Consider the following 10,247-nt stretch of genomic DNA (forward strand, 5'->3'; position numbering starts at 1 on the left):
AACATAAAGTGTTACAATGCCACCAAAATTAATCAAATTGTTAATATATAATCAAGAAGGGGACAGTATTATTTTTTTTAATTGATTCATGTTATCATAGTGTGTTACAAGATTTTGTATCGATATCTTAGTCACTCTTGTCTCCTTCTATACTATGTAAATAAAATATAATTTTTTCAATATCTTTTTAAGCATAATATTTCATGTAATCAAATTCATCTCCTGTCTCTTCATAATACTTTTCTACTTATATGAGTGATAACAATACTAATAATAAAACACACAGACTATTTAAATTTTTGTATAATGTTGTGTGTGGTATAAGTCGATGGAAATACCCCTTTTGGCTAAAATTAAGCAAAAGTTCTAAAAAATTCCCTAGAAAAAACATATAAAGTATATATGAGTGTTCACTGTGAAATGAACATGATAGAAATATAAACACTGCAATCAATATCAAAAAGTCTCATTTTAAAATCAAAGTTTTATAATTATCTGACACCTACGAAACATGGGAAAGAGCTTAAGGACTTGGTCTCAAAAAAGAGAGGAATGAACTAAGGCCCCGTCACAGAACAACCTATGCATATTCCCGATTGGACGTTGTGATTTTCACTATCAAGGTCGCCAGTCAAAGTTACAATAAATTCTAAGTTGCATAGGTTATTTCGTTGCGGGCACTAAGAAGCCTCTTCCTCAAAACTAAGCCCTCAAGCGATGAATTCAGGAAAAAATAGTTCACACCTCTTTTTATAGTGTATTTAAGATTTCTAGTCTAAATCAAGACTAGTGTCTAAGCAATTTAGTTATGAATCATTATAATTAAGAACGGGACTAAGGATGAAATAGTGTCTATGTATTAACGTATCATAACTAAGCTGCCATGATACTAGTGTTGAGTCAACAACAAAATGTCGTATTAAATCGATTGCAATTATTTGGACTTATTGAATCTTTGATGATTGACTCAACACTAGAGGGATTAAAACTCTATACAATTTCTTTATAGGGGTTACTTCCTCAAATTTTAACATAAAGTTTTACAACATCATTAAAGTCAATAGAACCATTATTATTAAAATCAAAGAAAGCAACAAGAGCATTTTCTTTTATCCAATTCATTTTAGCAGAGTATTTTACGACATCATTGAAATCCAGTACCCCATTTCCATTGATATCTTCAAAGAGACCATCATTATCAAGATCTTTTGGTGGATAAGTACAACCGGGGAAAGGAGGAATTGCTGTTATGGTATTATATTGATACACCTGATAGTCCCCAGAAGCAAGCACATATAAGTTATCATTGGTCACGACCAGTGCAGTTGGATAACTAAGCCCGGTATATTGAGTCAAATAACTAAAGTTACTGTCATACTCAATCACCCTGTTGTTGTAGTAGTCAGCTACACAAATATTTCCAGAAGAACTGTTCGCGACTGCTATACTGCTATTAAATTGTGTGTTACCAGTTCCTTTGCTACCTAAACTCGAGACATAATTTCCATCTAAATCAAATTTCTGTATCCTGTAATTACCCATATCAGCAACATATACATAATTTCCACTTACAGTGATTCCAGCCGGCAATTTCAGATTTCCATTACCTGATCCTGGTGTACCCCAGCTTGTTAAATAGCTGCCCGAAGAGTCTAGTTTCTGAATCCTGTTATTTTCCATATCTGAAACATATATATTCCCTGAAGAATCCAATGCAATCCCAGTAGGAAAATTAAAGTACCCATTTTCAGTCCCAGTACTGCCCCAGGTATTTAATCGAGTACCGGCTGAATTGAATTTCTGGATTGAATCGTTCACAGTCGCATAGATATTTCCAACTGAATCAATTGCAATATCTCTAGCAGATATGTTGAATTCTGTGATATATTCGCCATTTCCACTGAATTTCTGTACCCGGTTATCAAGCTCAGCTACATAGATATTACCGGAAGTATCAGTGGCAATTCCACTCATGCCATAAAATTGCCCTTCATCATTTCCAAATGAACCCCATGTCTGCGGAGATGTAAATTGAGCCGAAGCAATTGAGACAAGGGAAAGAGCACCAACCAGTGCTAATATCATTACTAATTTCTTCATATTCAGGCCTCCAGTGTAATAGTATGCGTCCCAGTCGACAGATCCATCCAGAAAATCGTATCCACTCCATTGGTTTTTGTATTCAGTGCCACACCATCAAGTTTAGGAGAGTAAGTTCCTTCGACTCTCATAGAAAAGCCCTTTACTGCGTCAGGATTGCGATTCACAATAGTGTAAGTATTCGCTCCTGTGCATTTCACTTCTACATTGCTTGCAGCAATCCAGTAATCAATATACTCAGATACGGTTGGATTCCAGAGCCTACCTGCTTGTTTTTGGGCTGAGATATTGCTCAATAACCCATCAAAGGTTTCATTGATTTCATGCGTGGATTTATTATAATAATAGTCAGACGACGATGAATTGTCAGGCCAATAATCATGCCATATACTTAACCCGTAAGTTGACAGCATGTCATCAATTGTACTGTTACCGTAACAGGTAAGTGCCAGTCCTTTTCCTGTAGCGCATGATTTCCACTGATAAAGAGAAGTACCATTGTCAAGTGCCAGATTTGTGTTTTGCCAAACGACATCAACAGGCAACCCAACTGAGCGAACCTTGGATGTACTGAGGTCTCCTTCAGCCGTTACATCAATAAAAGCCCAGGCATATGGCATGTCATACTGCTGGAACAAATCCATAATGTAATACTCGCTTGCAGGATCCCATCCAAGGCTCTTTAATTGAGAGTTTCTGGCACCACTAGCCAGACCGTGATCTATCCAATTCCGACAGGAATAATTTGTAGCATACCAGGGTAGATAAGTTTCTGTCATACTACGGTCAGGAAGACCTTCATTTACTCTTGAGGTAAAACTATGCGGCGTTATTTCAAAACCGTGATCAGACATTTCGTCAGTTACCGATTTCAGCGCAGGACTATCCAGGCCTTCCCCACCATACGACGAAACCGCAAATACAGACCAGGTCCCTGTAAGATTATGACCAATGAAACCTTTTTTTCCGTAAACAGGACTCGTAGTATTATTGGTTCCATACATAACAGTCCGCAGTGAATCGTGATCTGTATAATCTGCGTGTTCTGCAAAAATTAAAGCACCCAAATATCCAGAGGGAACAGGCATAGGAGTTAACTGAGGTGAAGAAAGCGGAAAGTCTAATGAACTAGCTCTAGTAACACCAGCATCCCTGGTTTGATAATATGAATATACCTCTTTACCGGTCTCATTATACAGTACATTGCATTGAACCTCTGCATTGTCTGTGTACAGCATAACGTTATTTCCATTAATCGTGTTCAGGCCTTCTCCATAGAATTCATATGCACTGCCACCATTTACAGACACGCCGTCTTTTCTGGTCTGAGTCTGTCCCAAATAAGTAACTGAATGATTAAGATTAAAAGAGTCTTTAGATAACAAACAGGTATCTTGAACACTACGATTCTTTCCTGTGTATGTTAAAACAGCACTTGACCCAGGAGCATAGCAGTCTTTCCATTGAACGCCATTAATTGCGGCTTCTACAAGCAAACAGCTAGCCAGTGATTCATTATTATTCTGAAAAAAAGGCGTCCCTACAGAGCTGTAAACATCCAAATTATTATCCAATACATTTAAACCATAATCAGACTGCTGAATCACATATGATCCCATATACCTGGGTAACCCACCATCACCATAAGCCAGTTTTTTAATGATAGTTATATCATCAGGAGAAACACACCTTAAACTCTTGTAATTTTGTAAAACCTCATTCTGGGAAAGTGACCTATTGTAGAGTCTAAAAGTATACGTAGTACAGTTACTGTAGGTTAATCCAGAACCGAATCCTATGGTAATATCTTTAGTGTTCCTTACTATAGGTGAATCCCATCTACGAGGCTCAGCTGAATCCATCCCATTTACATAAATGTGAGTAACATTATTATCATAAGTTGCTACGATATGGTATAGCTGGCCAGCAACAAGATTGATGTTTGAGTTATACCCTCTTTGACCGCTCTCCAAGACTGCACTAAAACGGATATTATTGTAAGGATCATCAGGTGAACAACTCAGATACCAGCCATTAAGTGGTCCGCTACTATACTTGCTCACAAGTGATCCATATCTCGAGAATGTATTAATTGAGCCAAAGAATTCAATCGATATAGGACCGGAAACATCAACCTGTTCATTACCAGAAATCTCTATCTTACTATCAACGCCATTAAGGTTTATGTAATTCGCACCAGTTGATTGATTTGTCTCTTGAGTTACATTCGTAGCATAGCCCGTATTATTATTTCCGCTGAGATCTACCAGTGTATCCCCAGATAAACTACCGTTATAATAAACAACCAACCCATCTGTTACCGGTACTACACATGTTACAGGTGCTGCTTGAGCACATGAAACAAGCAATAACACTCCCATTACTGTCAGTAAAAAAAACCGATTATTTACCATAAGATCTACATTCCCTTTTTAGTTCGGTGATTATCAACTTCCAGCTGCTGTCACGTGTATTAAAGCGCATGTTGGCACTATCAAAGCTCCTTTCTAACAAGAACATGAGAATTCTTTTTTCAGAGCAAGGTGACAGTAGTGATGAAAACCTCAACTTATCGAATAATATGTATGTGTTGCCCGCTTTCAAGAAGTATCACATGTATAAAATATAAATACTGTTGTGAATAATTAGTGTTCCCGCTATATATAACACTTACTAAAATATATGAAACTGTTAGAAGTAAGGAACGTTTATCGTTTATCAATGAACCCATGAACTACAAGGAAGTAAAGACCCAGGGGTTTTACGCTTCTTCAGATAAAATTGCCAATTTTCCAAAAACTTCACAAAATCTTGATTTTGTAAACTTTCAGCTTTTGTAAACTTTCACCTGCACATACATATATAAAAAAATTAAATTGTATAAGGAACTTTTTAAATCCTCGCAAGTGTCAGTAAATGCGTACCAGGTGAGAGGTCCATCCAGAATACCGTGTCGTTTCCGTTCTTTTTGGTAGTCAAATCATTGCCATCTATTTTCACAGTATATGATCCAGTGACCCGCATAGCATAACCAGGGACAGGATCAGAATTATGGTTGATCAAAGTGTATGTGTCTTGACCAGTACACTTACATTCAACGTTACATGCAGCTCTCCAGTAGTCGATATACTGACTTACAGTTGGGTTCCAAATCCTGCCAGCCGCATTTTGTTCAGATATATTTAGCAAAAGATTGTCATATGTCTCGTTGATGCTGTAAGGATTGCCTTTAGTAAAATAATAGTCTTCAAAGGTAGCATCATTTTGCGCAGTGTAATCATGCCAAAAACAGACCCCATAACTGTTAACCATAGTTTGAAGTGTTTCTTTGTTGAAATAATCCAAAGCAGTTTTATCTGGCGCCCAGGTTGAAGTCCATTCGTACATTGGCGTGCCATTGTCCCAGGTAAAATTTGTATTCGTCCAAACAACATCATAGGGAAGCCCAAGAGACTGAATACGACTCGTAGAAAGACCGTTTCTTACCGGAACATCTTGATACGCCCAGGCATACTGAAAACCATATTCACGCATTAAATCCCCTATATAATACTGCGGTGAGTTTTTGTCCAGGCCCAAACTCTTTAAACCAGTGTTTCTATTTCCTCCATTTAACCCATGGTCAATCCAATTTTTTGAAGAGTAACTGCTGGAGTACAAGGGTAAATAGTATCCAGTAGTCTCGCGAGTTGGGTTACCTTCGCCAGCCGAACCAATTACATTGTGAGGTATTATTTCAAAACCTTCTTCCTGCATATCATCAAGTACTGATTTAAACGAGGCGTTATCAAAACCAACTCCACCACCAGAAGAAGCTGCAAATGCTGCCCATGTGCAGATTAGCCCATGCCCGATATACCCTTTTGTACCATAAGTAGAATTATTTACGTCGTTGGTTCCGTACATCATTGTTTTCAGGGAATCCGGATCCTGGGCATCAGCATGAATTGCAAAACTTAGAGAACCAAAGTATCCACTCGGACAGGGCATTGGAGTCAATTGTGGAGAAAAAAGAGAAAGCTCAACTGAATTGCTCCGGGTAGTTCCAGACGTGCGATTTTGATAATAGTTATAGATAGCTGCACCTGACGAGTCCAAGATACAATCGCTTTGAATCTCACCATTATCGGTGTAGGCCTGAACAGTGTCTTCTGAGATTGTGTTCAATCCATCACCATAAAATTGAAAAGCATTACCAGTGACTGGAACTGCATCTTTACGAACCAGTGAGTCTGCAGTATAAGTCACAGAATTTAAAAGATGAAGAGAATTATTTGTAAGATTGATATCTTCCAGCCTGTTTCGGTTATTCCCAGAAAATGACAGTGAAGCAGAAGAACCAGGTGCATAATAATTCTTCCATTTTACACCTGATATTAAAAAGTCCGAAAGGACGTAATTGGTCTCTTCGCTTCCGTTATCCTGATAATATGGCGTTGATACCGATCCAAGAGAAGACATATTCGAATCGACCACGCTCACTCCGGATCCTGACTGGCTCATAGCATGTGAACCCATATATCGAGGCAACCCACCGTCACCGTATGCCTTTTTCTTCAGGTCAACGATGTCCGAAGGAAGCTCTGGCACATATCTCCATCTGTCGTTTTGATAATTCTGCTGTACTTCAGATGATGTCAAAGCGCGATCATAGAGTCTGAAAGCCAACATATTGCAATTGAGATAATTCAGACCATTCTCTGCATAAGCAATCGACGTGTTGTAATTATTTCCGGACATTGAGGCCGCCCATATTGGACTATTATCAGTGGACGAATCAACACCATTAACATAAACGTGTGCAATATTTCCGTCGTATGTTGCCACAATATCATAAACTTGACCAGCTACCAAAGGAATATCGGATCTAAAATGATGCAAAACCCCGTCCGAGTCGTACAACCCAAATACTATTTTTTTTAAAGAAGGATCACTCCTGCACGACAGGTACCACCCTGTACCTTCTTCGTCGGAATATTTCGAAACGATTGCCCCGTAACTGGAAAACTCGTTGATTGAGCCTATGAATTCTATAGAGATTTCGGATGTGATGTTTGTGTTCGCGTTGTTGAGAATATTTGCCTGGCTATTTGAACCGGAAAAAGAAACATAATTAGCGCCTGTGGATAACAGCATCCCTTGAGTGGCATTTATAAGATACCCATTATTGTGATTCCCAGATTCATCCAGTAGAACATTATCAGTGATATTCCCATTATACGAGGCCACTAATCCGTTTGTTACGGGTGATGCTACTCCAGGAAATGCCAACATGGAGAGCAGCAACAACCCTAATAAAACTTTAGATATATTTATCATAGTTTTTCATTCCTTTTGTTCAGGTTATCGATATCAGTAGCATAGTTTTAGAAATTATCACATTATTCATATTAAATTTATGTCTTGATAATATAACGTATAACATGTATATAAACCCATGAACTGTTTAAACAAATATGAACTGTTTTGCTGCTATGCGGATATGCATGCAAGTGAGCAATAATATATGTATAAATGTATACAAATATCCAAGCATCCAAGTATTCAAGTAAGATAATATACATCAGAAAAAAGAAAGCAAAATTTACCGTAACCTTGCTTCAACCTCTGAGCAGGAGACACCTTTCTCAAAATGAAGCGTCAGGCTAAGAATTCAGGATAGGTGACTGACATTAATTTCAAGCATCATTTGTGATTTGGTCGAGATGTACAGGTCTCATCTGTAAACCATTTTTACTTAACATGAGTATAGCACTCTACAATACCTAGACAGACATATAACTATATAAACAAATTAATATATAACAAATATTGTTAGACAAATCTTCAAGTATGAAAGTATACATAAATACAAAAATACTTACATATAAAAATGCTTATATACAAAAATACTCATATACAAAAATACTTACATACAAAAATACTCGTATACAAAAATAATTACATACAAAAACACTCATATATAAAAATACTTACATACAAAAGTACTCACATACAAAAATACTTACATACAAAAGTACTCACATACAAAAATACTCATATACAAAAATACTCATATACAAAAATACTCATATACAAAAAAAATTTGAATATAAAAAAACAAATTAGAAAGCCTTCTAGAGATCAAAATGCAACAAGTCAAGAAAAAGTATTCAATGATATTAGATTATAGGTATGAGTATATACAAAAATACAAGCATAACTGCATATAAGTATAGTTATATACTGACAGATATAGGAACAAATATTCTTAATTACAGGTATACAAATAAACATAAAAACAATTATCCAATTATGTATGTTGTGAACTACCCCTCTCTAAACTCTTCGCAAAGCTCAGAGTTTTATGGAAGGGACTTCACGCCTTATTGTTAAAAATTAATGAGGTATATGCATGGCCAGAACAGTAACTATTAACAATGTTAAAGGGGGGGTCGCCAAAACAACTACTGCAACAAACCTAGCTGCAGGGCTAGCTCGAAAAGGCAAACGGGTCTTATTAATAGACTCTGATCCTCAAGCAAACGCATCTTCAAATCTATATCCTGGATTAAGAGCAGAAAAAACAATAAAGGACTTGTTCCAGGGAACCCCGATAAACGAAGTTATTTCGCCATCCGTAGAAACCGGATTGGATATTATTCCTTCTTGCCTGGCATTCTCAACAATTGAACTGGAACTGGCTGCTCATCTTGCCAGGGAAACAGTTCTAAAAAGAGCACTGAAACCAATCGAAGAAAATTACGATATTATATTAATTGATACTCAGCCATCGGTCGGAGTGATCCCTATTAATGCATTGTGTGCAGCTGATGAGGTCATTATTCCTGTGCATGAGGCATACGCTCTGGATGCCATGAGCCAAATGGTCAATGTTATACTACAAGTCAAGCAGACACTGAATCCAGGTCTTGTGATAGGAGGAATCCTGCTGACAATGTATGATCCAAGGACTACCCTGGCAAAAGAGGTCCGGGAAAGGTTGCTGAAAAATTTTGGTGCAATTCTGTTCGAGACAACTATTCCGAGAAATATTCGGCTAGCCGAATGTCCAACTCACAAAAAGTCAATCTTTGAGTATGCACCTGAATCAGCAGGGGCAGTAGCATACCAAACATTAACAGAAGAAGTTATGAAACGATGGGGGATGACAAAATGAGGACAGCTATAGGTAATACGACGATCGATGAAAACGACAATATAGGAGCTCTGCTGGGGCAGCAGCAAACTCATGTTAACGAAAACACAGAAAGCTGGAAAGAAACACATGCAGGTAAAACCGAAAACGAGATAATGAGAAGCCAAGAAAAAATTACTGACAACGAGAAACTAAAACACAACCGATCTGCTAAATTTACTGATTTGGAAGTAGAGCAGTTAGAAAAGATAATGCTTGCAATCGGAACCGATAAAGTGTCCAAGGCCCTAAGATGGTGCCTGAGTAAAGCATGGGAAACACACAGGGATGAAATTGAAAAGATGGCTGAGGAAAAAAAGAATATTGGTACGCTGTAAAGTATAACGATTCCTATCTTTTAACATATTTGTAAATTCATGTCAATCTGTCGAAACTATACATACACTAATTTCCGACGTAACCCAAAATTAATTTGTTCATAGAATTATGTAGAATCACTAAGAGTCTGCGCAAGACAGTGATTCTTCTGCACCCCTTTTAACATTCAGAGTTTCCAGAGCAATAGCTTGATTCTCGCTGATAAATTTAGAAGAGAGTTTATGCTGAAAATCATGTATCTGATTGCTTGTTTTTTAATGAAGTTTTGAAAGTAGCAGTCTTGACTTCTCTCGATTTTTGTATCCTTTAATCTTTTTTGTACTTCTTATAGCTTCGACAGGTGCATGGACATTTTTCACTGCTGTTAAGCAGCCTCAGGAAATTCGGTTTACTGCGGGAACTCTACTCTTGACCGATGAAAACGAAAACCCTAATGCTCAATGGACATGGTAACAGGAAAATCTGTAGTAGTGATTGAAACCTGTAAAGTGGAAAACAATGACAGAAAGCGTGATAGTAGTAAATAGAACATAATAACAAGTGAAACACGTAAAGTGGAAAACGATAGCATGAAAGCATGATAGTAATGAGTGAAACGTGTAAAGTGGAAAACGACAACAGGAAAGCATGA

The 10,247-nt window shown here is 37.4% G+C and carries 6 protein-coding genes and 1 pseudogene; 3 read left to right on the forward strand and 4 right to left on the reverse strand.

Annotated elements, in window-relative coordinates; genetic code table 11:
- Positions 1-1,020: 1,020 nt before the first annotated feature.
- The 3 genes from MSKOL_RS00155 to MSKOL_RS00165 form a co-directional block, all read right to left on the reverse strand.
- The gene (locus tag MSKOL_RS00155) at positions 1,021-2,100 is read right to left on the reverse strand and encodes a hypothetical protein (RefSeq protein WP_052725291.1); all 1,080 of its coding nucleotides are present in this window, start codon (positions 2,098-2,100) and stop codon (positions 1,021-1,023) included.
- Between the two features lie 2 nt (positions 2,101-2,102).
- Complete coding sequence (locus tag MSKOL_RS00160; RefSeq protein WP_197078746.1) at positions 2,103-4,469, reverse strand: LamG-like jellyroll fold domain-containing protein; 2,367 nt, start codon at positions 4,467-4,469, stop codon at positions 2,103-2,105.
- 523 nt (positions 4,470-4,992) lie between these two features.
- Positions 4,993-7,374, reverse strand: coding sequence for a LamG domain-containing protein (locus tag MSKOL_RS00165; protein ID WP_197078747.1), 2,382 nt, complete (start codon positions 7,372-7,374; stop codon positions 4,993-4,995).
- Between the two features lie 1,120 nt (positions 7,375-8,494).
- Between MSKOL_RS00165 and MSKOL_RS00175 the strand changes: the two genes are divergently transcribed.
- Together MSKOL_RS00175 and MSKOL_RS00180 are read left to right on the forward strand one after the other, a co-directional pair.
- Positions 8,495-9,259 carry a ParA family protein gene (locus tag MSKOL_RS00175; RefSeq protein ID WP_048116487.1) on the forward strand — a complete coding sequence of 255 codons (765 nt, stop codon included), beginning with the start codon at positions 8,495-8,497 and terminating at the stop codon, positions 9,257-9,259.
- Positions 9,256-9,615, forward strand: coding sequence for a hypothetical protein (locus tag MSKOL_RS00180; RefSeq protein WP_048153196.1), 360 nt, complete (start codon positions 9,256-9,258; stop codon positions 9,613-9,615). Before MSKOL_RS00175 ends, MSKOL_RS00180 begins: the two co-directional genes overlap by 4 nt.
- Before the next feature lie 113 nt (positions 9,616-9,728).
- Here MSKOL_RS00180 and MSKOL_RS21505 read toward each other — a convergent pair.
- Positions 9,729-9,936 (reverse strand): annotated as a pseudogene (locus tag MSKOL_RS21505) (transposase); the annotation flags it as partial.
- Here MSKOL_RS21505 and MSKOL_RS20830 point away from each other — a divergent pair.
- Positions 9,914-10,069, forward strand: a complete 156-nt coding sequence (locus MSKOL_RS20830) for a hypothetical protein (RefSeq protein ID WP_231592153.1) — start codon at positions 9,914-9,916, stop codon at positions 10,067-10,069. The pseudogene MSKOL_RS21505 and the gene MSKOL_RS20830 overlap by 23 nt on opposite strands.
- The last annotated feature ends 178 nt before the right edge of the window (positions 10,070-10,247 follow it).

The sequence above is a fragment of the Methanosarcina sp. Kolksee genome (assembly GCF_000969945.1).
Lineage (GTDB): Archaea > Halobacteriota > Methanosarcinia > Methanosarcinales > Methanosarcinaceae > Methanosarcina > Methanosarcina vacuolata.

Bases quoted from the DNA above. Each gene is read 5' to 3' on its own strand.
- MSKOL_RS00155 (WP_052725291.1), bottom strand. From the start codon at position 2,100: ATGAAGAAATTAGTAATGATATTAGCACTGGTTGGTGCTCTTTCCCTT.
- MSKOL_RS00180 (WP_048153196.1), top strand. From the start codon at position 9,256: ATGAGGACAGCTATAGGTAATACGACGATCGATGAAAACGACAATATA.
- MSKOL_RS00165 (WP_197078747.1), bottom strand. From the start codon at position 7,374: ATGTTGGCATTTCCTGGAGTAGCATCACCCGTAACAAACGGATTAGTG.
- MSKOL_RS00175 (WP_048116487.1), top strand. From the start codon at position 8,495: ATGGCCAGAACAGTAACTATTAACAATGTTAAAGGGGGGGTCGCCAAA.